Below are 26,658 nucleotides of genomic sequence, written 5' to 3'. Positions count from 1 at the left end.
GTGTATCACTTATACAAATGGTCGCGAACGAATTTTGTGAATAGTAACAGTCGTAAAATGACCAAATAAGTCATTTGTACGTTCAGAAAGAAGTTTTAGTAGAATCATTTTAGAGAGCCACCGCCTGTATTGCCTCTTTACTTAAATGAGGGTACATAGCCAGCAAATCGTCGTTTTCTGCTCCCTCGCCAAGTTTACGAAGAATCATCTCGACAGTCAGACGCGTGCCTTTAACGACTGGTTTACCCAGCATCACGCGATGGTCTGAAACGATGAAATCCTGATATTTCATTGAAGAAAGGTGTTGATAAAAACTGCTTAAAAATAGTAAAAATTATCAGAGCTACAACTTGGTTTGCTCCGGTTGAGTCCGGTCCGTTAAATTATCCGTGATCACATTTTCCGTTTCCTTGACATTCTCGAAGGCGTAGTGCATTTTGTCGCGGTCGAATTCTTTTTCGTTGTTGGCAAGCCAGATAGTCGCTACTCCGTTTCCGATGAAATTGGTAATGGCACGAGCCTCGGACATAAACCTGTCAACTCCCAGTAGTAAAGCCAGACCTTCCACCGGGATAACCTTAATGGCCGTCAATGTAGAAGCCAGTACCACAAAGCCGCTTCCGGTAACGCCGGCAGCGCCTTTCGAAGTAACCATTAAAATACCGATCAATGAAAGAATCTGCCCGATAGTAAGGTGTACATTGAAAACCTGCGCAAGGAAAATCGTCGCCATGGAGAGGTAAATCGTCGTTCCGTCCAGATTAAACGAATACCCAGCCGGTACTACCAGTCCCACCACCGGTTTGGAGCAGCCCATTCTTTCCAGTTTTACCATGAGCGAAGGCAGCGCAGCTTCCGACGACGATGTACCTAAAACGATCAGCAGTTCTTCCCGAATGTATTTCAGGTACGACCACAAACTGATTTTATAAGTCCTGAGAATGAAGCCGAGTACGCCAAAAATGAAAATGGCCATCGTCGCATAAACTGTGCCCATCAGCTTGGCAAGTGGAAGCAAAGTATCGATACCATACTTGCCAATCGTATATGCCATCCCGCCAAATGCCCCGATCGGCGCGAAGATCATGACCAGGTGCAATGCGCGGAAAACGTATTTGGAGACAAAATTCAGCCAGTGAATGATCTGATCCTTACCCGAATATTTACTTAAAACCGTTCCCAGCACCAGCGAGAACAACAAAACCTGCAAAGTGACATTGTCCAGAAAAAATTGCAGCCAGCTAAAATCGTGCACTTTATTGGCATAAACCGAAATGTCCCCTTTTTGAAGATTGCCAGTCACCACGCCGTCACCGGGACGAAGAATGTTGGCCACGATCACCCCCACTATTAATGCAAGCGTAGTCACGATCTCGAAATACAAAAGTGCCTTAGCTCCCACCTTCCCGACTTTCTTCAAATCCCCCATGCCCACGATCCCGAGCGTAATGGTCAGAAAAATGATAGGATTGATAAAGATCTTAACAACCTGAATAAAGCTCTTGCCCAAAATTTCCATTTGCACCCCCTTTTCAGGATAATAATGGCCCAGAAGAGCCCCGCAGGTAATGGCCGTAAGAACCCAGAAGGTGAGGTTGGTCAATAGCTTTTTCAATGTATGCCTGATATAAAGGTTAAGGAATACGACCCGGACGTTCGGAAAATGTCGTTTTGAAGCGGTGGTGCAACTTTTGAATTTACAATAATAAAAGCCTCTGCGCGGATTTGAACCCGGTAAATGTAAATTTTTATTGACTATTTATACTTGGTCTAAATTAAAAACATATATTTGCCAACAACAATGACCATGGCGGAATCCTTTGATTGAAGTAGATAAATATTCACATGTAAAAAATAGATCATGCAAACCCGTGAATTTTTTAAATCGTTTATTGTCCTTTTTGCTATCTACCTCGCGGGTAGCTGCGCATTTGCTGGTGTAAATTTAAAGATCGTCTCGGCTAACGGAACGCTGAGCGAAATCCTGGTCGGACTGGGCCTTGAAAAACAAATTGTAGGTGTGGACGTAACCAGTACCTATCCCGCAACCCTGGATAAAATTCCTAAAATCGGTCACAACCGGAGCATTGCTGCCGAAGGAATCCTTGCCCTGAACCCGGACGTGGTGATTTATACGAACCAAAGTATGTTGTCGCCCAATGTGATTACACAACTGAATAGCAGCGGTAAAAAAGTAGTTGAATTCAAACATGAATATACCAAGGAGGGTGCGATCAAGCTCATTCGCGAAGTAGGAAGCTATTTCAATGCCAAAGCGCAGGCTGAAAAGATGGTAAAAAGCCTGCAGGCTGATCTTGCCAAAATTCCTAACGCTACCAGTCCGAAAAAGCTGTTGTTCATTTACGCGAGAGGCACCGGTACCTTAATGGTGGCCGGTACGGACACTTCGCCAGATAAAATGTTCCTGCTCGCTGGTTTCAAAAATGCGGTGCAGGGTTTCAATGATTTCAAACCGTTGACGGCAGAATCGCTTATTACCGCTAATCCTGACGTACTCGTGCTTTTTTCAAGTGGGTTGGAAAGTCTGGAAGGGATTGATGGGCTTCTGAAAGTGCCCGGCGTAGCGAATACGAACGCTGGTAAGAACAAAAAAGTCATTTCAATGGACGGACAGCTGCTGACCGGTTTTGGGCCCCGGCTTGGAAAAGCGGCGCTTGAACTTTCGCAAAAAGCAAAATAATATTGGAATGATAGCCGAGATCACAAGCAAGCCGGATTCTATAAAAACAGGAAGAGAGATTCCTGAAAAGCACCATTTGGCTTCATCGAAAGGCAAAATGATGTGGATACTGAGCACGCTCCTGGTTATTTGCGTTGTTTTTTCGGCAGGTAACGGAGCGGTACATATTTCGGTAGCGGAACTGGGCGAGATCATTGCATTCAAACTTGGCCTTGTGAACAGTACCCAGGTTGAAGAGCAAAAATCCATTGTATTCTGGGTGATTCGCCTGCCTCGTGTATGCCTGGGTGTAGTGATAGGTGCAGGCCTGGGTATAGCAGGCGCGTCACTGCAGGGGCTTTTCCGCAATCCTATCGCCGATTCTACATTAATCGGGGTAACCTCGGGAGCATCATTGTTTGCGGTATTCGTCATCATGCTGAATGTGAAATATTTTGGAATATTGAATGAGATAGCGGGCGCTTACGGAATATCGTTTGTCTCGTTTTTGGGAGCAGCTGTCACTACTTATTTAGTATATCAATTATCCAAAGTCACCGGCGATGGGGGCGGTGTGACGACCCTTTTGCTTTGTGGAATTGCCATTAACGCATTGGTGGGGGCAATTACCGGTCTGATGACCTACATCGCCGACGACGAACAGCTTCGTTCTATTACATTCTGGAACCTGGGTAGCCTCGGTGGTGCCAACTGGACTTCTGTGATGGCGGTAACGCCTTTTGTAGCAGTTTCGGTATTCTTTATGCCCTATCTGGCAAAGGCCTTAAATCTGTTGGTACTGGGTGAAAGTCAGGCTGCTAGTCTGGGGGTTAATATGAAATCTCTCAAACGAAAAGTCATTATTTTGGCAACTATGGGAGTGGGAGCTTCGGTAGCAGTTGCTGGTACGATTGGCTTCGTAGGCCTGGTAGTCCCGCACATTATCAGGGCCACATTCGGGCCCAGCCACCGGACATTGCTGGCGGGATCGGCGTTGGGCGGGGCCATTGTTTTAACATTGGCGGATATGCTTTCTCGAACCATAGTAGCGCCGACAGAGCTGCCGATTGGTATTCTCACATCATTGCTGGGCACGCCTTTCTTCATTTATATTCTTTGGGAACAAAAAAGAAAGAGGATATGATAGCGGTTCGCAACGTAGGGTTTGAGGTCAGAAACAGAAGGCTTTTGCATGAAGTCAGTTTCGACGTGCATCCCGGCCAGTTCTGGGCCATTGTAGGAGCAAATGGTGCAGGCAAATCAACGCTGATCAAGTTGCTTTCTTCTGAGCTTGCACCTGCTTCCGGCTCTGTTTTTTTTCAGGGAAAAGATTTGAAAAAATATGAACTGAAAGAACTGGCTAAGAAAAGAGCGGTACTAGCTCAGCAAAATACGATCACATTATCATTCTCAACGCAGGAAATCGTGCTCATGGGGAGGTACCCGTTTTACGATACCGAACCTGAGCAACGAGACCTGGCTATCGTTGATTTGTGTTTGAAAAAAGTAGGTATAGCAAGTCTAAAAGACAGGCTTTATCCTACACTCTCCGGTGGGGAGCAGCAAAGGGTACAGCTGGCACGCACGCTCGCCCAGATCTGGGAAACAGAAAACGGTCTCTTATTACTCGACGAACCGACGACCGGAATGGATTTGCTGCATCAGTTTGAGACTTTTCAGCTGGCCAAAGTAATGACTTCCCGCGGATTCGGCGTGGTAGCCGTGGTGCATGACCTGAATCAGGCTTTACAGTATGCAGACCAGGTTTTAATGCTGAAAGGCGGACAAACCTTTGCGTCGGGCCGGGCGGAAGATGTTTTGACAGAAGAGCACATTAAGGCAGTTTTTGGGTTAAATGTGCAAGTTATCCGGCCCGAAAACACCAGTTACCCGATCATTGTGCCGCAGGTTGCCGCGGCCTTATTAAGCGAAAATTAAGTGTCATCTTCAAAAATAAATAAAATGAAATCAACCCTTTCACCGGATAGAACTGAATTAAAAGAGCGCTGGTCAGAATTTAAGGTGATCAATCCTAAAACGAGGATTCGTGATGCGGCCAGAGAACTGAACACGACAGAGGCGGAATTGCTGGCTGCCGGAATTGGTGAAAATGTGATCCTGCTCGAAGGAGACTTTCGCGAGCTGATCAAGGAAGTAGGCTTGCTGGGGCACGTGATGGCGCTCACCCGCAATGACCACGTGGTGCACGAGCGTAAAGGCACGTACGAGAAAATTTCTTTCAATAACCATGTTGGATTAGTGCTGGGACCCGATATTGATCTCAGGTTATTTCTGGGCGACTGGAAATTTGGTTTTGCGGTTTCAGAAAATGACCGGCACAGTCTTCAATTTTTTAATAGCTACGGCGAGGCCGCCCACAAAATTTATCTGACCGAAAAGAGCAACAAGGGAGCATACGACGCATTGGTCGGGAAGTATTCAGCCGCTGACCAGAACCTGAATTTATTTTTTTCCCCAAAGCCTGAGAAAGCTGTCGAAGCAGAAGCATTGCCTGACCTGGATGTCGCTGCTTTTCAGGCAGAATGGCTTGCTTTGAAGGACACACATGATTTTTTTACACTTCTTCGCAAATATAAGTTGTCCCGTAAACAGGCGCTGCGTCATGCGCCTGCCGGGTATGCATATCAGATTGAGCCGGGAAGTATGAAGCCGGTTTTCGATGCAGTTTCAGCTGCGCAGTTGCCGATTATGGTTTTTGTTTCCAATCCCAATTGCATCCAGATCCATACCGGGCCGGTAAACAAGATTTTTGTCATGGGGCCGTGGCTTAATATCATGGACCCGGAGTTTAACCTGCATTTGCGGGAAGATGCCATTGACGAGGCCTGGGTGGTGAGAAAACCAACGGAGGACGGAATCGTGACTGGTATTGAACTGATTGATAAAGACGGTGTAATGTTCAACCAGTTTTTCGGAAAGCGCAAGCCTGGCATTCCGGAGCTGGCCGAATGGCCTGAGCTGATCGAGCGCACCGTTACCAAAGCAAACTGAGCATTGTAAAGTATTAAGAATAAAATTTCGCCATAGTAATTAAAAAAAACCGGTTTCAATTAGAACCGGTTTTTTTTGGTCAATGTTTTTTAGCGGTAATAATTTGGAATATAAAAATTTGTAAACTTTTCTAAATTTATTGAAGCATAAAAAATTGATTAATAGCAGGTTACTTATCTTTTCTTGTAAACTTTTTCAATTTTAGTTATAATAAATCTATAAAATCTCTACATTTACAGATTCAACTTCTTAACAAAAACTTCACATACACCTGCCAATGGAAACCATAAAATCTTCACAATCAGAACGTACCTATACCTCAGAAGAAGCTTATCAGGCCTCACTTCAATACTTTAAAGGAGATGACCTGGCTGCCCGGGTTTGGGTGAATAAGTATGCATTGAAAGATTCATTTGGAGCTATCTATGAAGCTACACCGGATGATATGCACAGGAGGATTGCGAAGGAAATTGCGCGCATTGAAGAGTCGTATCCAAACCCGCTCAGCGAAGACGAGATTTTTGACCTGATCCGGGATTTCAAATATATCATTCCGCAGGGAAGCCCGATGACGGGGATTGGCAATCCATACCAGATCGCATCCTTGTCCAACTGCTTCGTAATCGGTAATAATGGCGCGTCCGATTCGTACGGAGGCATTATGAAGGTTGACCAAGAGCAGGTACAGCTGATGAAAAGACGCGGTGGAGTAGGTCACGACTTGTCCCACATTCGTCCAAAAGGCTCGCCGGTGAAAAACTCGGCATTGACCTCGACAGGTATCGTGCCTTTTATGGAGCGGTTTTCGAATTCTACCCGCGAAGTGGCGCAGGATGGCCGTCGTGGCGCGTTAATGCTTTCAGTGGCGATCAGGCACCCGGATTCCGAGGACTTTATCGATGCTAAAATGGAGCAGGGCAAGGTCACCGGCGCCAATGTTTCGGTTCGGATCGACGATGAATTTATGAAGGCGGTGGATGCGGGTGGTGTTTACAAGCAACAATACCCGATCAACAGCTCTTCGCCGTCGCACATCAAGGAGATTGATGCAACGGCACTTTGGAAAAAAATCGTGCATAATGCGTGGCAATCGGCCGAGCCCGGGATTCTATTCTGGGACACGATCATTCGCGAATCCGTACCGGACTGTTATGCAGATCTTGGATATCAAACGGTTTCTACGAACCCTTGTGGTGAGATTCCGCTTTGTCCATACGATTCCTGCCGTTTGCTGGCGATCAATTTGTTTTCATATGTTGAAAATCCGTTCACTGCAAAGGCGGTATTCAACTGGACGTTGTTCAAAAAACACATTGCCGCTGCCCAGCGCATGATGGACGACATTATTGACCTGGAACTTGAAAAAATAGACGCGATACTGCTGAAAATAGCTGCTGATCCGGAAGATGATGAAGTGAAACGTGTAGAACGTAACCTTTGGCTCAACATTCAGACCAAAGCAAAAGAGGGTAGAAGGACGGGCATTGGCATTACCGCAGAAGGCGATATGCTGGCCGCATTGGGTTTGCGTTACGGAAGTGATGAGGGCAATGAATTTGCAGTGGAAATTCATAAAACCGTTGCGCTGGAAGCTTACAGGGGCTCTGTTCATACTGCCAAAGAAAGAGGTGCATTTGCGATTTTCAGCTCGGAAAGAGAAAAAGAGAATCCATTCATTATCAGACTGAAAGAGGCCGATGCTCAGCTTTACTATGAAATGCTGGAATACGGAAGACGTAACATCGCATTGCTGACCATTGCTCCGACTGGTACTACCAGCCTGATGTCACAAACGACTTCCGGGATTGAACCAGTTTTCCTGCCGGTTTATAAAAGGAGAAGAAAAGTAAACCCGAACGACAAGGATGTACGGGTGGACTTCGTCGATGAGGTTGGCGACTCGTGGGAAGAGTACATTGTTTTCCACCACCGTTTCAAGGAATGGATGGAGATCAATGGTCATGATCTGACTAAAAATTACTCACAGAAGGAACTGGACGATCTGGTTAAAAAATCGCCTTATTACAAAGCGACTTCCAATGATGTGGACTACCTGAAAAAGGTGAAAATGCAGGGGGCGATCCAGAAATGGGTGGACCATTCGATCAGTGTGACGATCAATATGCCAAATGATGTTACCGAGGAACTGGTAGGTGAATGCTACATGGAAGCCTGGAAAGCGGGTTGCAAAGGTGTTACTGTGTACCGTGACGGTTCACGTTCAGGTGTTTTGATCGCGACTACCGAGAAAAAGGAGGAAAAAGGCCCAGAAGCTCCTACGCCTTTCCCGACCGAAAGACCGCAGACTTTGGAAGCGGATGTGGTGCGTTTTCAGAATAAAAAAGACAAATGGATCGCATTCATTGGTATTATAGATGGCAGACCTTATGAGATTTTCACTGGTTTTGCAGACGATGAAGACGGTATCCTGATTCCGAGATGGGTGAATGAAGGACTCATCATCAAAAATCGGGAAGCAGATGGCAGCTCGCGTTACGATTTTCAATATAAAAATACCAGAGGTTATAAAACGACCATTGAAGGGTTATCCTACAAGTTCAATCCTGAATATTGGAACTATGCAAAGCTGATTTCCAGCACATTAAGGCATGGTATGCCCATTGAAAAAGTAGTGGACCTGATCAGTAGTCTGCAATTGGACGAGTCAATCAACACCTGGAAAAACGGCGTGGCCCGTGCATTGAAACGCTACATTCCGGACGGTACCGAAGCTGCGAAACAGAAATGTCAGAATTGTAATTCTACCAACCTGCTTTACCAGGAAGGCTGCCTGACTTGTAAAGATTGCGGTTCTTCGAAGTGTGGGTGATATATATAGAGAGACTTGCCAGGTTTTCAAAACCTGGTAAGTCTTTTTAACAACCGATTATTTTTTCACGAAAGACAGGCTCTTTTCCGTACCGTCCCGCAGCTTAATTTTTACGATATATTTTCCCGGAAGCAGGTCCTTTTCAATCAATCCTTTCGAAGGTTTGCAGGATTCCCGCAGAAGATTTCCATTAAGATCATAAATGCTGATCGTATTAACCTCGTGTTGTTTTCCTGATAAGACGCTCAGGGACTCTCCTGTGACTAGGGGATTGGGGAAAACAGCCCATTCGCCCTCATCGTCGAATTGCAAATTCCGGATCTTGCTGAAAGCGTAGGTACTGTCGATGTCAACCATTTTCAAACGATAGTATACCATCCCGGTAATCGGTTCAGGGTCTGTAAACGAATAATAGACATTATCAGAGGTGTATTCGCGTGCTGGCACTTCCCCGATACTTCGCCATGCCCGGCTATCGGAACTCTTTTCTATTTCAAAGTGATCGCTGCCCATTTCCTCGGATGTTTTCCATTCCAATATCACCTTACTTCCTTCCGCTCCAACATCAAAACTGACGAGGTGCACGGGTAACGCAATGCGTGGATCAATTTCGGCAAAGAATGAAGCGAATTCCTGAAACATGCCGCGGGCAATCAGCGCGGAGGCTGGTACAAAAGTGCCGTTTTCCGTGGCGGCATACAGGATATCCGAAGTCGAGTAATGAGCAAATACGTTGTCGTTGTTGGCCAGAGTTAACACAAAATCATCCTCCCAGTTATCATTCACAATGGTTTCTGCTATTATACTTTGGGGACTGCAATCCTTCACCTCCACACTAACCGTGTAAGTGCTGCTGATATCCTTGCGATTGGGGTAAGTCCGGGTACATGTCACATCATAATGGTCTGCTCTTTCCGCCTGAAAGGTGATCTGGTCGCCAGTCGTTGTAAAATACTGATTGGCAGGCAGTACCGTCCAATTGTGCACATACATTCCATTGGAAGGAGTAGCCAGTGACATTGTAATGTTGGCCGTGTTATCTTCTGTGGTTCTTTTGGCAGCAAACGGAAAGCAGATACTGAATGGCGGTGCAATGGTTGGCACCGGCGGAGGGGCAAGCGGCGGGCAGGCGACGATATTTGCTAGGAGGCCTTCGGCTTGGCCGATGTTGTCAAATCCAGAAAAATCAGTGTCAACATGGGTAGAATTAAGGCCGTCTGCTCGACCATATATTGCAGCGAAAGGTGTTTGACGGTTAACGGTTGCTGCATCTACGTTCCAAACATTAAGCAGCATACGCTCATTTTGCGTATTTCTCGGTCCTTGATAATCAATAGAGCTAAATGTGGGTACGAAACAAAATCGAAAATCTGTTTTGTTTTTACCGAAAAACTTATTGGGAATTGGTGCTTGGGTCCTTCCACCCGGAAGAAAATCATCATTTAATGCACTATTATATTTCTTGTTCACTCCCAACGCTGATGCAAGTAATCCCCAGGTTGCATACCTGAGCACTGACTCATTTTGATTTAACTGATTGGTGTGGATATCTATATTTGCATTCTGCAGGTTCTGGAAATTTGGAGTGAAGCTAAGCAAAATCCTGCTTCCATAATTGTATTGACCGAATAGACTAAGGTCACTGGCGTTCATACTTCCGTGTATGACTGCTATATTTCGACAACTCTGAGGATATCCTCCGTTGCCAAGTGCCAGAAGCTGTGCCCGAAAGGAATCAAAGAACGGGCTTTTATTTCCCACACCCGTGTTAATGCTGCCGCCCCAATGCAAGAGCATTTGCTGGGCTGCCGGCGTATTCAATGCTTCGTAATAATTTCGCCATCCTTTGGCAAGAAACTTAAAAATGACCTGAGTTAGAACAGTCACATTAGTTTCCCAGTAAAGTTGCGTCATTCCGACTGGAACATTGGCACCCTGATGAGGCGTATCATAGCAGATCATTAGATTTACCTGATGCGGAATTCCCTGATTTTCCATTTCCCGAAGCGCCCAACGCGCCACTAACCCGCTCATGCTTTCCCCCACCACAATAGAGGGATTGTTGCCGGTTTTCATTTGGTTTACTTGCTGAATCAAGGCTTTTAAAACTTGTGCATTGTTTTGAATCGCATCCCGCGCATCGGTGTAATCCAGAAGGACTAAGTCGTATCCCTCGAGAAGGTAATCTCTAAAGGCATCGCGGTATTTCGCTTCCAGATAGTCCAGATTAACATTTTGTCCCATATCAAATCCTTCGGCAATGATGATGGGTTTGTTAAGAATGTTGTCACAGCCCAGAATAATCCGGATGTTGCCGCCTGCGAGCGCGGTTCTGGCGGTCTTATCTGCGAAGTTTGCTGATGAAGTGTCTGTCCAGATCCGGGGAGCGTTAACCTCAAATTCCATAAAAGGCTTGAGACGTTCCAGCTGCAACACATTTACTTGGGTTTGAAAGGCAAATATTTTATCCCCTGATGTTAAACGAAAATCGATCTTCTGTTTACCCAAATTGCTGAAATGATGCGGGATCAGCTGCGCGGAAAGAGGGTATGTGGCATACCCTTTACCGTCATGAAAGTCAATTTCCAGATTCTGAATGGAGTGATCATGATTTGAGATATAAAGACTTGGATTTAACCTGAACAAAATGTCTGCCTCAAATACATCTTCCTGTAAAACGGATGCCGTGATAATCCTGACAGGCTCGTAAGTGGAAAAATCCACGAACTGGTTGTTTTTCTTGCTTTGTTCATTGTCAGCAATTTGCTTACCGGTGAGGTATATACCGTCCAGATCCAGGATGCCAATCGGGACTACATTATTTTTGGTTGCCTTGTTCGGGTCTGTTTCGGTCAGCGTGTTCAGATCCGGCAGACGCTCATTTTTAGGTCGTAAGTCCGTATCAATAAGTCTTTGATAAAGACTTTGCCAGTCCTCTGCCGTTACCGGCTCTTGTGAAGGAACATGTCCAGATTTGGAAAGCGATTGAAATGACGCTATTTCATGCGAACTGATCACGCCATTATTTAGTAACAGCATTTTTCCCAGACCAGTTAGATCTAGCCGGGAAAGTTGCCCTTGCTTTTGTTTCTGATAATTGTCAACAATTTGGGCAAGGGATGAAGAAAGGCTGAAAAGAATGGCGATACTGATTTTAAGAAGGGTATTCCGGAAATTGTAGGTGTGTTCCATTTGAAATTTGACGATTAATGTGTGATAAAGAATTGATCATTTTTAATCTTAGGGGCTTATTTGGGGATTAGTTGGAAATTGTATTTGGTCTTTTTTCCCAGTTCAGCATAACAACAATCATTGGTTTTGACCTCGTTTCGGAAAACGTAGTGACCTAAGTATTGTTTAGTGAATTTTGGATTCAAAGAGTTGGAAAATGGAATCGCAATTGAAAGTGATGAATATTTTTTTGGCACATCCAACATTATTTCGTATTCCCCCTCTTTATCGGAGTGAATTTCTTTTAGTATTTCATATTTAAAACCCGTAACCCCTCTAACTCTTAATAAGATACTATCCACCGGCTGCCCATCCTGATCCGTAACCGTGCCATAAATAGTCGTCGTCCTGTCCTGTTTCAGGAAGCAGTCACTGAGTAGCAATGCCAGGCTTCCGAAAAGGATAGCAAAGGAAAGAATGCTGAATAGCTTTGAAAATGAGCGCATTAGTGGTTGTTTCATGGCTTATTTAGGGATTAGTTGAAAGTCGTATTTGGTCTTTCTTCCCACTGATGCAGAGCAACAATTATTGGTCTTAGCCCCATCCTTACTTACAAAAAAGTCGACATAGTCCCGCATATATTTTGGATTTTCGCTCTTACCGTAGGGCACATTTACGATAACTGAGGAATAGTGTTTCGGTACTTCAACAACCATTTCATAGCGTCCGTCAATGTGTGAAAAAGTTTCTTTGAGGCGATCATACCGGAAATCTTGAACACCCTCAACTATAACCAAAATACTATCAACCGGTTGCCCATTCTGATCCGTAACCGTTCCATAAATAGTAGTCGTCCTGTCCTGTTTCAGGAAGCAGCCACTGAGTAGCAATGCCATGCAACCGAAGAGGATAGTAGCGTAAAGTGTGCTGAATGGATTTGAATGTGAGCGTTTTGACTTTTGTTTCATTGTCCGTTAAGGGAGTTATAGCATGTTTTCATTTCAATATTGGCAGGGCAAGACGAGCTACCCATAAACTTTTACAAAGTCAGCAGAAATTTTATTACTTGAATTATAAATTTTAAACGCAGCTTTACAGTAATAGTAAAGCGGTTACTCCATGGGATCTTTGCTATCCAGATGGGTTGTTTGGAGTTACAAAATCTTAGCTTTATGTTTGCCCGCAGTCAACGTTTGAAGCCTCTAATGATGAAATACATGTACGCTATCAAACCGGAAATATGTCCGCTGAGGAATTATTGCGCCGCTATCGTCTTGAAAATAATTTGACACAACAGCAGATGGCCAATTTGCTTGGCGTTTCGCAGGCTGCCTATCACAAATGGGAAAGTGAAATCACTAAAATACCGCTTGACAGATATTTGAGTATTTCCGTAGTCTGTAATGTAAAATTGCAGGATATGCTGCCAGAGAACTGGCAGAAGAAGATAAATTCGGAATAAACTTTCCAGGTCTAGGTGACCCCGTCTCCAAGACCTGGAAAGTCTCATTTTCTAATATCAATGGTTTTCCTCTACTATCCCCAAATAATTAAAAGGAGTAAGTTCCCTAAGTTCTTCACGTATTTTTTCTGAAACATCAAGGGTTTCAATGAAACGGGAGATCGAGTCGTGCGTGATTTTTTCGTTAGTACGAGTCAATTCTTTCAGCGCCTCATAAGGTTTCGGATAGCTTTCCCGACGGAGTATGGTCTGGATCGCTTCCGATACCACCGCCCAGTTTTCTTCCAGCTCAGCTTTCAGGATCTCTCCGTTGAGCTCAACTTTGCCAAGGCCTTTTAAAAGTGAATTCAATGCAATCGCCAAATGCGCCAAGGGTACTCCAATGTTTCTTAATACAGTGGAGTCGGTAAGGTCGCGCTGCAAACGTGAAACAGGAAGTTTTGCAGCAAAATGTTCAAACAATGCAGAAGCCAAACCAAGGTTTCCCTCCGAATTTTCAAAATCGATAGGGTTAACTTTATGTGGCATGGCAGAAGAACCTACCTCACCCGCTTTGATCTTTTGTTTGAAATAACCCATCGAAATGTACGTCCACATATCCCGGTTCAGGTCGGTCAGGATTGTATTCAATCTTTTCAAACAATCAAAAGTCGCAGCCAGGTTGTCGTAATGCTCGATCTGAGTAGTATGACGGCTTCTTTTCAATCCTAAACCTTCCACAAAATGATGCCCGAAAGCCATCCAATCCTGTTTAGGGTATGCAACATGGTGTGCATTAAAGTTACCAGTTGCTCCACCGAATTTAGCAGAATGAGGGATTTTGTCCAGCATTTCCAGCTGACGTTCCAGACGTTCTACGAATACCAGAAATTCTTTTCCTACCCGTGTTGGTGATGCAGGCTGTCCGTGTGTGAAAGCCAGCATGGGTACATTTTTCCATTCAATGGACATTCTTTTCAATACAAAAAGAACCTGACGGAACAATGGTTTGATCTGACGTTCCAGCGCATCTTTGAGCGAAAGCGGGATGGCGGTATTGTTAATATCCTGAGAAGTAAGCCCGAAATGGATAAATTCCTGGTAGCTCTCAATTTCAAGTTTTTCGAACTGTTCTTTGATAAAATACTCAACCGCTTTGACATCGTGGTTGGTTACTTTTTCAATATCCTTTATATGCAGGGCATCGTCTTCACTAAAATCCTCATAGATTTTGCGGAGTGATGCGTATTTCTTCTTGTCAAATTCTGATAACTGTGGCAGAGGGAGTTCACAAAGTGCGATGAAATATTCGATTTCAACATACACTCTATAATAGATCAGAGCATATTCAGAGAAATATGCCGAAAGTTCAGAGACTTGTTTGTAATAACGGCCATCAACGGGAGAGATAGCCGTAAGTTGATTTAATGACATGATTTTCAATACAAAAATTGATTATCAGGCAAAGTTAGTAGAATTCAGCGTCCAAAAATGGTAAAAATCTCATGAAATATTCTTTTTGGGATTTGGAGTAGAATTTATAAAACTATTCGCATATTCGTTCATTCAACCAGATTTTTACAAAACTCATGCAGCCTTCCCCCTTTATCGGCGAATTAGTCGGAACAATGGTACTTATTTTGTTAGGCAATGGCGTTGTAGCCAATGTAGTACTCAAAAAGACAAAAGGTGAAAGCGGCGGCTGGATCGTCATCACAGCAGGCTGGGGGTTTGCAGTCATGATCGGAATATTTGTAGCCAATGCATTTGGTAGCGCAGCTGCGCATCTCAATCCTGCCGTTACCGTTGGCCTGGCAGTGCTTCGTCAGGATTATAGTTTGCTTGCGAGCTACATTCCCGCTCAGTTGATCGGCGCTTTTTTAGGTGCTGTATTGGTTTGGTTGCAATATCTGCCACATTGGAAGGCTACGGAGGATGGAGGCGCCAAGCTCGCGTGTTTCGCAACCGATCCCGCCGTCAGATCAACAGGCTCTAATTTTATAAGTGAATTTATCGCCACCATTTTGCTGATCGTCGGTGTAGTGGCGATCGGTTATGCCGGTACTTCTGACCCCGAAAGAGGCGGAATTCCTTCGGGGGTAGCGCCTTATCTGGTAGGTATGCTGGTATGGAGCATTGGTTTGTCATTGGGGGGCACCACTGGTTACGCTATCAATCCTGTGCGTGATCTGGGACCCCGAATCGCTCATGCTATCCTGCCCATACCCAACAAAGGTGGCTCGGATTGGGGCTATGGCTGGATTCCGGTGGTGGCTCCCATTGCAGGAGCCATTATTGCCGGATTAATTCTTCGCTTTTTTTACTTCTGATCTTTATTCGACTGTAATTTTTCCACCGCTGGAATAGCTTCTGTATTCGCCTTGGTACATGGCGTCCGCAGCGGCTGGTCCGGCCGTGAATGTGCCTTTGGAAATGATCCGTACCTGGTAATAGAATGATTTTTCCTGCTTATCGGCCGTCGTGAAGAAGTGAATGCGGTCGTCGCGGATGTCATAATATTCAGGAATCGCTGCATTGGTAATCCATGGCATGTCACGAGGTTCGGTAATGCGCGGGTTTTCGATTTCAAAACCTGACGGAAGCAGATCTGTCACCACGATATTTTCAATGGGTAAACCGTTGGTACTGGTCAATGTGAGCTTTACCACAACCAGATCATTTTGATGGAAAGCCTGCATTGGAGTTCCGTTGCGGGTTAAGTATTGTCTGCGAATGCTCAATCCCTGATCTTCCTCGACATAAGTACCGGTGGCGGACATACCTTCTGACTGCGCAAACCAGTAAAGATCTCCTTTACCCTGCGTTTTGATTGCAATCTTCTGATTGACAATTCCTTTCGAAATTTTGACCTCTTTTCCGGTAAATGTGGCCAGTGATTTTCCATTGACCGTCGCAGCGGCCGTAATGGTCGATCCGGAAGTTTTCTTAGCCAGTTTTCCCAAAGCGAGTACGGCAAATGATGCTTCCTGAGTGTTCAGATACGATGCAGATTGAATGGCTTTGGACAATTGGCGGGCCAGAACCGGAATCTGTAAGTTAGCCGCATCGGTTTCCAGCAATGTATTTAGTACCAACGAAATATTGCGGAGCGACGACGAATAACTGTTGTCGTAGAACTGCGGACCGGTTTCCAATGTGTATTTTTTCGGCAACAATGCAGCAAAACTTCTTGCGTCACCAGCCAATTGAAATGCTCCTGCGAGTAAATACTTGGAATCAATGGTTAGCAAATTTGGATTTTGCTTGTAATAATTCATAGAAGACCGGTTGGGGTGACCATTCAGCGCGAGCACATAAAGCGAGTAAATGGCTTCCCTTCGTGCAACCGTTTTCCGGATTTGTGTAGCAACCGTCTGTCCATCCACGGCGGGCGCGGAGTTAGTACTCGCCGTAACTACTTCGCGATTTGCAGTGGTACCAGTTTGTGTGGTTAAATAGTCCAGTGCCCGGCTGATCGTTTTTGCATTCGTTTCAAATCCTGCCCTGCGTGCCTCTTCCAGGAAATGGACCGCGTAAGCAGTTGCCCACCAATCCTCCTGAGTGGCGCCAGGCCACATGCCCATACCGCCATTGTAAATCTGCTGCGATTCTATTTTGCGGATCGCCTGCTGCACATTGGTCATCGGATTGAAATCACTTTCACCATTTTTTACGATATACACCGGCGCGGCTATTGCCTTGGCCAGGTCAGCGAAATAAATTTGGGGAAATGCCTTGGATACGGTTTGTTCCAGACAGCCAAAAGGGTAGCCCAGTAATGTCGAAAGCGCTTTTCCGCCTCCCTGTACCAGCGGCGACCGGCTCAGTACTACCTGGCTGCGGCTCGTTGCGGGAATAAATGATGAAGTCAGATCGATCAAACCCTGCTTTTCTCCTGCTATTATTCCTGAATTGCTGGTTTTCAATAAAGGCGAGGCAGGGCGAATGGTCAGTTCCGTCTGATTTACAAATGTTTCGTTAAACGCATTGACCTTCACAATGATCTTCCCGGTACCAATGGCTTGCAGTGCGCGAATCGAAAATATAGCTCTGGATTCTTTCCCCGCTGCGATGTTTATCTTTTGGGTAACTGCCGTTCCGGCGGCCAGCGGGCCACTGAGTTGTAATGACACCGTCGCATTGGCCGGTCTTTTTTCCGTATTACTAATGTTAACAGGGAGCACCAGTTCATCGCCGGGGCTCAGGAAACGAGGTAATCCCGCGCTGATCACGACCGGGTCGGCTACTTTCATATTTTTTGTAGCGGAACCAAATGCGTTGTCTTTGTAAGCCACGGCCATTACTCTCAAATCACCGCTGAATTGTGGAATGTTAACGTCGAAAGAGGCTTCGCCGCTTCCATTCGCGGTCAATATGCCGCTCCAAAACGAAACCAGTTCAGTCCGACCATTGCTCAACGGATTGATCCTTCTTTCCAGATCGTAACCGTCACCACCAAAGCTCGACGTTCCGCTGATGCTTAGCTCGGGGAATAATTGTGCATATAAATCGTGGCTTGTAACTTCCAATGCCCTTTTTTGGTAAAAATGACCGTGAATGTCAGGTGTTTTGGTATTCTTAATTTGTAAAATACCTTCGTCAACAACGGCCAATGTGATCTGTGCATTAGGCTGGGTTTTAATCCTGATCGTTTGCTTCGTTTTCGAACGTGATTTTTCAACCGCGGTGATTGTTACAGCTAGTTTGCGGTCGGGATCTTCTACCATTAATGGTGTAAATCCGTGTGCTACCGTCAATGGCATGTCCGACGCGTCCAATGTTCGGATCAATGTGGCGGTTACGAAAACATTGGGTAGATGTTCTTCCTTAATGTCCAGCTTCAATTCTGCCGCTTTCTTTTCAGTGGTTAGAATGTGCTGTTCCAGGACATTATTTCTTTCGACCGTAACTAGTAGCCTGCCGTCGAAAGGTGTTTTGAATAAAATTTTAGCTTTTTCTCCGGTTTTGTATTTCTCCTTGTCAGTTTCCATCAACACCCGCCCTTCATTACTTACTTCGAAAGAGGAATATTGCGTGTAACCGTAGCCGTAGGCATAGAACCGGGAGAGCGTATAATGCTCAGCGCCAGGACGTCGCACCCGTATTTCGTACTCGCCGGAAACCGTAGGGATATATTGGAATGTACCTTTTCCGCTTGGTAAGTTCAATGCGTTGGAATAAATTATCTTCTCATTTTTCCGGGAAGTGTACCTGAGTTGCTCATATTTTTTTTCCACAACCGTCTGGTACTCAATCCTCACCACTTCCACTTGCGCCGAGGAACCGTTTTGCAAAACTCCTTTGCGGTTAACGCCCACGATTTCAACCGGAAGCGGGGCATTGGTACCTACATAAAAGTCTGGTAACCGAATGCCATAAAATATGGGCTGCGTGTAAACATCAAATCGTTGAAGTCTGTTGACGGGCCGCCCGTTTTCGTCAAATACGGTAACATAAATTTTCCCTTCTAGCACACCAATGTCTTTGAGACCTGCTGCGAGTACAAATTTCTCAGTCGCTTGTCCCTGTTCATTCGTCACTCCCTGCCTTGTTTCACGTTCAAATGTAGTTTCTGCCGGAATGTCGAATGAAAAATCGGGAAATGATGATGCTGTAAAACCTTTTCTTTTGAGCTGCGACTCCATTTCGTAAGTCCTGTTAGTAGCAGGCGGTCCGAATAAATTCAATGCTGTGGCAGTGAGGGAAACCGTTCCGCCGGAAACATAATCGGCGGTAGCTCCGCTTAAATCCACTTTAATGCGGTCTGGCATGAACTCTTCCACACTGACGGCCCGGGAAGCAAGCAGTATCTCGTTAGCATTGTAAACTTCAAGTATATAAGTACCCGTCAGAACGGCGGCATCCAATGGTACCTCTGTTTCCACGGCACCCTGTCCATTGGTCGTTTTTCGCCAGGTCCGGTACTCTCTGCCATTGGGTGTTACTACCCTGATTTTTAAAGGAATATCGTTCGCCTTTTGCCAGTTCTGCGTTCTGATAACCGTGTTGAAATGCATGGTTTCCCCAGGCCGGTAAATGTCCCGCTGACCATAAATGAATGCCTGGAAACCGGAAGTATTATCCCGAAGACCGTCCACTTCGAAACGCGAGGTCTCAACCTGGGTATCAGCCAAAATGAGATAGTTGAAATCCTCCTTACTATCCGCGGTAACCATCGCGATCTTGAAACCAGGTGCTTTTTCACTCAATTTGTCCACGTGCGCTACCCCTTCTTTGTCTGTGGTAAGTGTGTGTACAGTCTGATTGTTGGAGCTAACCAGTGTTATTTCAAGGTCTGAAATCGGCTCATTGGTTTTGATTGAATTAGCAAAAATCCAAACCTCATCCTTGCCCTGCTTGGCAATCAGGCCAATGTCGGAGATAGAAACCAGCTTGGTGTCAAACACAAAGCTTTCATCACTGGAATGAACACTGACCAGATAAACGCCACGACGTTGGTTGTCGTCAGGTAATGCAATGTTCAGAGCGGAAATTCCTTTGCTTTTGGGCAGATTTTCCGTTTCTACGGTTTTATCGACAAGTACATCACTGAAAGCTCTGTCAGTATCATCACTATAATGAAAGATGCCATTTGGGACAGCTTGATCTTCAATCCAATCATAATCTCCCCATCTATTGGTTCGGAGGAAGCCCAGAATGTTGTTAGCATACAATTTCGAAATGCGAACCTGCACTTTGGGCACATTCACGATCTGGACACCAATGTTTTTTGATCCTTTGGTGGACATATAGAGCGCCTTTTTATTGGCAAATGAGATCGCCGAAGGCATTTTACCAAAAAACAAATCTCGTGACGTTTCTTCTTCCAATACGGGCCCGAGAATACCTTTCAGTGTTTTATTCAGGAGTAAATTGTAAGTCTCGGTTTCATTGAAGTCGCCCCGGAGAATGAAGCCATTCTCCGTCGGCTCAGTCTGTGCGGTGGCCTGCGGATTAAGGACAAAACCAGTTTCAATGCTTTCCTTATTCAGTTCCTGAGTGGTAATGATACGTGCATAGGCAGCATTATTTTCAAATCCCGTTTTTATATCGACGATTTCCAGGTGCAATGGAGAAGGCAGGCTCGCAGTCTTGGAAATGGCTTCCTGACTTGTATAGGTTGTATTAGGTACTTTCAAACCTTTATCCACCGTAATGTTGAGAGGGACCGGGTTGTTGTCGGCTTTGCCTGTGTTGGTCAAAGAAAGGGTTACAGATTGATCATTGTCAGAAGGCAATATTTTGTAATCCAATGATTGATCTGCCAATGTAACTTTCAGCTTTTCAGCCAGATTCTGCCCATTTAGTGGATAATTGAAAATCAATCTTAACCTGGCTTCCTGCCGACCAGTCTCCTGTGAAAGTGTCCACCAACTTTCGGTTTCAACCAGTTGCAGATAAGGCGTGTGGAAATCAATTGGGTCAGCGGAAACGTCATATTTTTTATCCTTTTCCACTTTTGCCGTCAATAAACCGGTCAGTTTGGCTTTGTAGGCAGTGGCTGCACCGAACCCTGCGACAGGTGAAAAAATCAGTTCATTGGGTGCTGTCCATTTGAACTTACCACGAACGGCCGGTTCAAACTGCACATATTGCGTTGAATCCCAGCTGTTGAGGTCGCTTTGGGAAACGAGATCTTTGTTAAATGTAAAGACCAGGTTTTGCGACTGGCTGATCTCGCCTGTGAAGTTGGTACCCGCAATTCGGACCTCATTGAGAGAGGAGCAGGCATTGAACAACAGAGAAAAAGCAAGGAGAATGAAAATGCAGGCGGCGGAAGTCTTTTTCATAGGGAGAGATAAGAACTATAAAAAACGGATGATTTTTTATGACAAAAAACCATCCGACTAATTTAAGTTTTATAAATCAAATCGCTCTAAATATTAGCGTTATAATGATTCTGCGGTGCAAAATCATATTTCCCGGTAACTTTTTAAAAGGCCAGCATAATTTCCTCAATGGGTTTGGCTTCATCGAAAAACAATAGCAGCCTGAGAAGGATTCCTTCCACGACGGCGTCGGGGCATGAGGCGCCGCATGTGAGCATAATCCGTACCGGTTTTTTGTCCGGAATGTAGTTTTCTGTGACCGTTTCTTCTTTGGTATGCAGGTTAAAATGACGGATCAGTTGCTTGTCCAGGATTTTGTTAACAGATTCAATGAAGTAGGTAGGGAATTTTTGCTCACAAAGCTCCACCAAATGCGAAGTGTTGGAGCTATTATAACCGCCCGCCACGATCACCAAATCGGCTTCATGGGTGAGTAAGGCATAGGTCGCATCCTGATTATCATTAGTCGCATAGCACAGGGTATCGCGGGTATTGGCGAAATGATCTTCCACTTGTTCCGGACGAAGTTTGTAATGTCGGGTCATGACATTCTTTAAAAAATCGGCAATGCCCTGTGTATCAGAAGCCAGCATAGTGGTCTGATTCACCACGCCGATCCGTTGCAAATCTTCTTCGGGATTAAAACCGTCTGAGTATTGACCTTCAAAATCCTTAAAAAACTGGCGTACCGGCAGTGAGCCGGTGATATAGCCAGCCAGGATTTCGGCTTGTTTCATATTTTCAACGACAATCGTCGGGGCATTTTCCTTGCTGTGCGAGAAGGTAGCCCGGGTTTCCTCATGGTTGGGCTTGCCATGGACGATGATGGAGTATTTCTTTTCTCCGATCTGAGCGGCACGGTTCCACACTTTTTCCACAAAAGGGCAGGTTGTATCGTATACATAGGAGTTGATACCCAGTTCAGACAGCTTATTCTGGTTTTCAACAGTGGTACCAAATGCGGGGACGATGACGATATCCTCGGTAGTCAGCTCTTCCCAGGGAATCAGCTGATTTCCTTTGGTATCCATAATGAAGCGCACGCCCCGGTCAACCAGGTCGCGGTTTACATCAGGATTGTGGATCATTTCGCTGAGCAGGAAAATTCGCTTGCCTGGATTTTCGGCAATGGCTTTGTAAGCAATGTCAATCGCATTTTCGACTCCGTAACAGAAACCAAAGTGGCGTGCAATCAAAAATTGAACCGGTCCGAAATCAAGCAAAGTAGGCGCATAATCACGTTTCAGCTTGTCATTTTTACGACGGAACTCCTTGATAGGGGTAATGATACGGCTCCGGTAAAAATCAGGAATATTAAACGTTTTCATTTACTTAATCGGTAGATTGCAGAATGACAAAATTGGTTCTTTTTAAGAACAATCTATGGTGTGGCTTTGTTCAGATTGCAAATTTTGAAAAAAATCTTTTCAAATGATGCAACACGGCGCATGATCCGTTGTCTTTAATTCAGAACGTTCAAAATATAAACCTTCTGCTTGAAAACACAATTTTACCCCGACCGGCACGTCGAACTGGTGGAGCGTTGTAAACTCGGTGAGCGTAAAGCTCAGTACGAGTTGTACAAGTGTTACTCGAAAGCCATGTTCAACATTTGCATGCGGATATTGAATCATCTGGGTGAAGCAGAGGACGCTTTGCAGGAGGCCTTTGTGGATGCGTTCACGAATTTGCACCAGTTCAGGCAGCAATCGACGTTTGGTGCCTGGCTGAAACAGATCGTGGTCAACAAGGCGATCAACCATATGAGAAGCAGGAAGGTGAAATGGGTTGAGATTGATGAGTATCAGGAGTTGCTGGAACATAGTGACCGCAATGAAGATTCGTTCGGACTGGACGAAAGCGACACGTCGCTGGAAGTAGAGAGGGTACGCAATACCGTGCAGAAACTGCCCGACGGGTACCGTGTGGTGTTGAGCCTTTACCTGTTCGAAGGGTACGATCATGAGGAGATTGGTGAGGTGCTGGGAATCAGCGAAACTACGTCCCGGACACAATATATGAGGGCAAAAAGAAAATTAACGGAGATGCTGACGAGATAATTTATAGTCAGGGGTAGTCATTTATAGTCAGGCATGGTCATTATAGTCAGGAGTGTCATTAGTAGTCAGGTATGGTCATTTGTAGTTTTTTAAGCAGACAGTATCAATCATGACAATGAATGACAAAAAATGACCACCCATGACGACTAATGACAATTCATGACGAAAACGACCAGTTAAGTGGATTTTGAATGTTTTACTTAAATAATTACTGATTTGGAAAGATTATTTACACATGACAAGTTAATGAATCTATGAAAAATTCTTCTGATAAAAAAGATCGTCTGGAGCGGTTTGTGCGTGATAATAGGGATGGACTTGATGCTTTCTTACCGCAGGATTCTTTGTGGAGCCGAATTGAGAGTGAGCTGCATAACGAGATTCCAATAGTTCCGGAGAAATCCAAAAAAAAGATCAGGCGGCTGAGTAGCCCCTATTTCGACTGGCGCATTGCCGCCGGCGTATTTTTGGCCTTAGGAATCGGATTTCTGGTTTACCTTAATAATGAATACGGCATTACCCGTGATCCGCGCGTGGCACTTAAAGTTCCTACCTATGCCCGTGAATTCAATCAGTATAATGTTGCAATTGACCAGAAAAGAGAGGAAATCATCAAGCTCGCCCGGAACAATCCGGAATTGTATAAAGATTTCTCTGCTGATTTGGAAAGCTTGGAAGTAAGTTATCGCAACCTACGGTCCAACTTGTCCAATGCCCCTAACCAGGAGGCATTGCTGGAAGCCATGGTCCAGAATTTACAATGGCAGGTTGATTTGCTCAACCAACAACTAAATATTTTGCAACGCATTAACAAAGTGAAAAATGATAACGATAAAGAAAGCAGCACTGCACCTACTATTTAGCATGCTAGCCGTGCTACCGCAGGTAGTAAGTGCGCTCGATCCCGAACCTGAACAAAATGGACTTGTTGAAAAACGCAGAAATATCGTCAAGGTCTTTGATGTCAAGAACAATGACCTGTTAATGGTCGATAATCAGTTTGGCCAGGTGAAGATTAACCTTTGGAGCAAGGAAGAGATTAAGGTTGAGATCATCATTACTGCCAATGCGCCTACCGACGGAAGAGCGTCAGAATACCTGGGAGCGGTGAACATTGAAGAAAAACGTATAAAGAATCAGATTAACCTGATCACTCACATTGACAGAGGGCGCTTTGGGAACAATGGATGGAATAATAAGAAGGGCGAAAAGAACTTCATTCAGATCGATTACACGGTTTATATGCCCAAGGAGAATGCCCTCATTGTCCATAATAAATTCGGGAATACCGATATTCCTACGTTTCACGCCCCGCTTACCGTTGATTCCAAATACGGCAGCTTTGTAGCCAACAACCTGGAAAACGCCGACAACTCCATTGACGTACGTTACGGCAGCGCCAAAATCGGCAAAATGGATGGCGGCAAACTCGAATGTCAGTACTCGAACCTGAAACTGGATTGGGCTAAAAAGATCTTGCTAAGCAACAAATTCGGGGAGCTGAATATCGGCGATGTTATTAACCTGGATGCTGATATTGATTATTCGGGAGCGAAAATAGGTATCATCCGTGGCTCAGGAAAAATCAAACTGAACTACTCGGGGAATTTTAAAATTGATGAATTGACGAATTCCGCTGAGAACGTGGATATACAGGCAGCATACTCGTCCGTCATTCTCCCCGCGGATGCCAACCAGTTTAATGTAACGGTCAGTTATGGTAATTTTAGTTATCCGTCTACCAATGTCAACTTTTCAATGCAGCCCGGGAAAGACGATAAGTCTTACAAAATGAAGCAGTATCAGGGCAAAGTCGGTGCCGGTTCCGGAACCAAAATAACGGTCAATTCCAAATTCGGGGACGTAAGATTGAAAGATTAACGTTAATATTTAGTCCTCCAATAAGACATTATACTTGAAATCCAGCGGATCAAATGCATTGAACAGCTTTTGAATGAATGCGGGATCATTAATATAGAAATTCAGCAGATTGTCATACCGTTCCTGGGCGATTCCGTTCGGGAACAGTTTGTTTTTAAGCCCTAGCAATTGATCAATTTCTGACTCATGGTTGCGCTCTTCCGCTCTCACGATCCGTTTTTCCAGGTGTTTTAACGAATTAAGAAGGCGGGTATGTTCGGCTTTGACGGCCCCCGCCATGGTCTGGTCAACAGTCGTGGCCTTTTTTAGTATTTCTTCAAAAATATCATTGAACGAATCTTTCTGGTCGGCCAGGCTGAGTACATGCTCCGTATTTCGCTCGATAAAAGTCTTGCGCAGCGCTACTTCATCGAGGAACAGATCATTGAAATTGATTTTCAGCTTTTGTGCCTTTTTACACTGATGGCCATTGATATACAAGGCAAAATTCCTTGGCATGAGCATCGGGAAGGGTACTTCAAAATGATCAAACACACCTTTCAGCTGCATCCAGTAAGGCACCTCTGACGGTCCGCCTATATACGCGAGATTGGGTAATATAATTTCTTCATATAGCGGTCTGAGAATCACATTGGGACTGAATAATTCCGGTTGTTTTTCTGCCAGATCCAGGATTTCACTTTCTGAAAAAGACAGTTCCGTATTCAGTACCTGGTAGGAACCGTTTTCTTTGACAATCCGCTCTCTGAGGTTGTGATCGAGATAAAATAAGTTGATTTCCCTTGCGTGAAGCGGCGTATGGTAGCCGAGGGCATTGAGTCTTGAGGTAGTTTCGGTGACCAATTTTTCAGAAACCGATCCGGTCAGTTCTTGCTTGATAACCGGTAGAAGGTGGCGTTTTAGATCCGCGTGATCGGCGTCGATGGTAATCAGGCCCTGCTGCCCGAACAATTCGTGCATATAACATCGAACGGCGTCGGCCAGGGTATTATTTTCCAGATATGCTTTTGCAAACAAAAGTGGTTTGTCGGGAAGCTGTTTCAGGATACTTTCAAGTTCTTTCGGGTTCAGCCTTCCCACAGCGCCTTTGTGTTCGCCGGTCCATTTATGTGTTTGTCCAAACAGATGGAATGTCGCTATTTCTTCAAAATCGTGATCCTCCGTCGCCATCCAGTACACGGGCACAAAATTGTATTCGGGGTAAGCATCTTTCAATGCCCTGGCAAGCTTGATGGTAGTGACGATTTTGTAAATGATATACAACGGGCCGGTGAAGATATTCAGCTGGTGGCCGGTTGTTACCGTAAATGTGTTTTCGTCCAGTAAAATCGAAAAATCAGGGAGGTACGGAAGTCCGCGATATTGCTGGTTCAGTACGTCCACCAGCGTTTTGCGCTTTTCAACGTCGAAATCCTTTTTATTCAGAATGACTTCCTTCGCATTTTCCAGCGTAGGATAGGTACTGTAAAACTCTTCCAATGCAGGTTTTTGATCGAGATAATCAAGCAATAGAGCAGGAAACTGGCCTGTCGTACGCAGATCTACGGAATGCAGGGTCATGAAAGGTGGTTTTTCAGTAGCTAGTAGAGAATCCAACGTAATTTTTTTCGATTTAAATCCAAAATAGAGTCTACTACCTAACGTGAAATCTGTCGATTTTGGTTTCCCAAATTTGCGCAATTTGAGGTAGAATAAAAAACCTTTTATCCCGGGTGCAAAAAAGCCGGACCTGAGGCAGATCCGGCTTTTGTTTA

The 26,658-nt window shown here is 44.9% G+C and carries 19 protein-coding genes; 10 read left to right on the top strand and 9 right to left on the bottom strand.

Annotation, left to right across the window (positions count from 1 at the left end; all coding sequences use genetic code 11):
- Nucleotides 1–109 precede the first annotated feature (109 nt).
- Together ON006_RS24095 and dctA are read right to left on the bottom strand one after the other, a co-directional pair.
- Nucleotides 110–292, bottom strand: coding sequence for a DUF433 domain-containing protein (locus ON006_RS24095; RefSeq protein WP_244822576.1), 183 nt, complete (start codon nucleotides 290–292; stop codon nucleotides 110–112).
- Nucleotides 293–343: 51 nt separating this feature from the next.
- Nucleotides 344–1,615 (bottom strand): C4-dicarboxylate transporter DctA, encoded by a 1,272-nt coding sequence (gene dctA / locus ON006_RS24090; protein ID WP_244822575.1) that lies wholly within the window; start codon nucleotides 1,613–1,615, stop codon nucleotides 344–346.
- Nucleotides 1,616–1,861: 246 nt separating this feature from the next.
- Between dctA and ON006_RS24085 the strand changes: the two genes are divergently transcribed.
- From ON006_RS24085 to ON006_RS24065, 5 genes are all read left to right on the top strand, one after another.
- Nucleotides 1,862–2,701 (top strand): heme/hemin ABC transporter substrate-binding protein, encoded by an 840-nt coding sequence (locus ON006_RS24085; RefSeq protein WP_244822574.1) that lies wholly within the window; start codon nucleotides 1,862–1,864, stop codon nucleotides 2,699–2,701.
- Between the two features lie 7 nt (nucleotides 2,702–2,708).
- Nucleotides 2,709–3,824, top strand: a complete 1,116-nt coding sequence (locus ON006_RS24080) for a FecCD family ABC transporter permease (protein WP_244822573.1) — start codon at nucleotides 2,709–2,711, stop codon at nucleotides 3,822–3,824.
- Nucleotides 3,821–4,618 carry a heme ABC transporter ATP-binding protein gene (locus ON006_RS24075; protein WP_244822572.1) on the top strand — a complete coding sequence of 266 codons (798 nt, stop codon included), beginning with the start codon at nucleotides 3,821–3,823 and terminating at the stop codon, nucleotides 4,616–4,618. The genes ON006_RS24080 and ON006_RS24075 overlap by 4 nt, the downstream gene beginning before the upstream one ends.
- A gap of 24 nt (nucleotides 4,619–4,642) precedes the next feature.
- Nucleotides 4,643–5,692: a hemin-degrading factor gene (locus ON006_RS24070; protein ID WP_244822571.1), complete on the top strand. Its 1,050-nt coding sequence runs from the start codon at nucleotides 4,643–4,645 to the stop codon at nucleotides 5,690–5,692.
- Between the two features lie 277 nt (nucleotides 5,693–5,969).
- Nucleotides 5,970–8,522, top strand: a complete 2,553-nt coding sequence (locus ON006_RS24065) for an adenosylcobalamin-dependent ribonucleoside-diphosphate reductase (RefSeq protein WP_244822570.1) — start codon at nucleotides 5,970–5,972, stop codon at nucleotides 8,520–8,522.
- Nucleotides 8,523–8,579: 57 nt separating this feature from the next.
- Here the strand turns inward: ON006_RS24065 and ON006_RS24060 are convergent, their stop codons facing one another.
- The 3 genes from ON006_RS24060 to ON006_RS24050 are packed head-to-tail and all read right to left on the bottom strand — an operon-like array spanning nucleotide 8,580 to nucleotide 12,661.
- The gene (locus ON006_RS24060; RefSeq protein ID WP_244822569.1) at nucleotides 8,580–11,714 is read right to left on the bottom strand and encodes a T9SS type A sorting domain-containing protein; all 3,135 of its coding nucleotides are present in this window, start codon (nucleotides 11,712–11,714) and stop codon (nucleotides 8,580–8,582) included.
- A 56-nt stretch (nucleotides 11,715–11,770) separates the two neighbouring features.
- Entirely contained in the window at nucleotides 11,771–12,214 is a 444-nt protein-coding gene (locus ON006_RS24055) for a carboxypeptidase-like regulatory domain-containing protein (protein ID WP_244822568.1), read from the bottom strand.
- A 3-nt stretch (nucleotides 12,215–12,217) separates the two neighbouring features.
- Nucleotides 12,218–12,661 carry a hypothetical protein gene (locus ON006_RS24050; RefSeq protein ID WP_244822567.1) on the bottom strand — a complete coding sequence of 148 codons (444 nt, stop codon included), beginning with the start codon at nucleotides 12,659–12,661 and terminating at the stop codon, nucleotides 12,218–12,220.
- A 272-nt stretch (nucleotides 12,662–12,933) separates the two neighbouring features.
- Between ON006_RS24050 and ON006_RS24045 the strand changes: the two genes are divergently transcribed.
- The gene (locus ON006_RS24045) at nucleotides 12,934–13,155 is read left to right on the top strand and encodes a helix-turn-helix transcriptional regulator (RefSeq protein ID WP_244822566.1); all 222 of its coding nucleotides are present in this window, start codon (nucleotides 12,934–12,936) and stop codon (nucleotides 13,153–13,155) included.
- A gap of 57 nt (nucleotides 13,156–13,212) precedes the next feature.
- Here the strand turns inward: ON006_RS24045 and purB are convergent, their stop codons facing one another.
- On the bottom strand, nucleotides 13,213–14,568 hold the full coding sequence (purB, locus tag ON006_RS24040) for an adenylosuccinate lyase (RefSeq protein WP_244822565.1): 1,356 nt from the start codon (nucleotides 14,566–14,568) through the stop codon (nucleotides 13,213–13,215).
- 155 nt (nucleotides 14,569–14,723) lie between these two features.
- Here purB and ON006_RS24035 point away from each other — a divergent pair, with 155 nt between their 5' ends.
- Nucleotides 14,724–15,464: an MIP/aquaporin family protein gene (locus ON006_RS24035; RefSeq protein ID WP_244822564.1), complete on the top strand. Its 741-nt coding sequence runs from the start codon at nucleotides 14,724–14,726 to the stop codon at nucleotides 15,462–15,464.
- Nucleotides 15,465–15,467: 3 nt separating this feature from the next.
- Here ON006_RS24035 and ON006_RS24030 read toward each other — a convergent pair whose 3' ends face one another.
- Together ON006_RS24030 and ON006_RS24025 are read right to left on the bottom strand one after the other, a co-directional pair.
- On the bottom strand, nucleotides 15,468–20,924 hold the full coding sequence (locus tag ON006_RS24030; protein WP_244822563.1) for an alpha-2-macroglobulin family protein: 5,457 nt from the start codon (nucleotides 20,922–20,924) through the stop codon (nucleotides 15,468–15,470).
- Nucleotides 20,925–21,067: 143 nt separating this feature from the next.
- Nucleotides 21,068–22,291: a 4-hydroxy-3-methylbut-2-enyl diphosphate reductase gene (locus tag ON006_RS24025; protein WP_244822562.1), complete on the bottom strand. Its 1,224-nt coding sequence runs from the start codon at nucleotides 22,289–22,291 to the stop codon at nucleotides 21,068–21,070.
- 168 nt (nucleotides 22,292–22,459) lie between these two features.
- Between ON006_RS24025 and ON006_RS24020 the strand changes: the two genes are divergently transcribed.
- The 3 genes from ON006_RS24020 (at nucleotide 22,460) to ON006_RS24010 (ending at nucleotide 24,904) form a co-directional block, all read left to right on the top strand.
- Nucleotides 22,460–23,023: an RNA polymerase sigma factor gene (locus ON006_RS24020; protein WP_244822561.1), complete on the top strand. Its 564-nt coding sequence runs from the start codon at nucleotides 22,460–22,462 to the stop codon at nucleotides 23,021–23,023.
- 254 nt (nucleotides 23,024–23,277) lie between these two features.
- Nucleotides 23,278–23,886 (top strand): hypothetical protein, encoded by a 609-nt coding sequence (locus ON006_RS24015; RefSeq protein ID WP_244822560.1) that lies wholly within the window; start codon nucleotides 23,278–23,280, stop codon nucleotides 23,884–23,886.
- The gene (locus ON006_RS24010) at nucleotides 23,846–24,904 is read left to right on the top strand and encodes a DUF4097 family beta strand repeat-containing protein (RefSeq protein WP_244822559.1); all 1,059 of its coding nucleotides are present in this window, start codon (nucleotides 23,846–23,848) and stop codon (nucleotides 24,902–24,904) included. The genes ON006_RS24015 and ON006_RS24010 overlap by 41 nt, the downstream gene beginning before the upstream one ends.
- 9 nt (nucleotides 24,905–24,913) lie before the next feature.
- On the opposite strand, the gene bshC is transcribed toward ON006_RS24010, so the two are convergent.
- Entirely contained in the window at nucleotides 24,914–26,464 is a 1,551-nt protein-coding gene (bshC, locus tag ON006_RS24005; RefSeq protein ID WP_244822558.1) for a bacillithiol biosynthesis cysteine-adding enzyme BshC, read from the bottom strand.
- Between the last annotated feature and the right edge of the window lie 194 nt (nucleotides 26,465–26,658).

It is taken from the genome of Dyadobacter pollutisoli, from assembly GCF_026625565.1.
Classification (GTDB): Bacteria; Bacteroidota; Bacteroidia; order Cytophagales; family Spirosomataceae; genus Dyadobacter; species Dyadobacter pollutisoli.
Note: the sequence above shows the minus strand (reverse complement) of the source record. Positions and strands in the feature narration are given on the sequence as shown.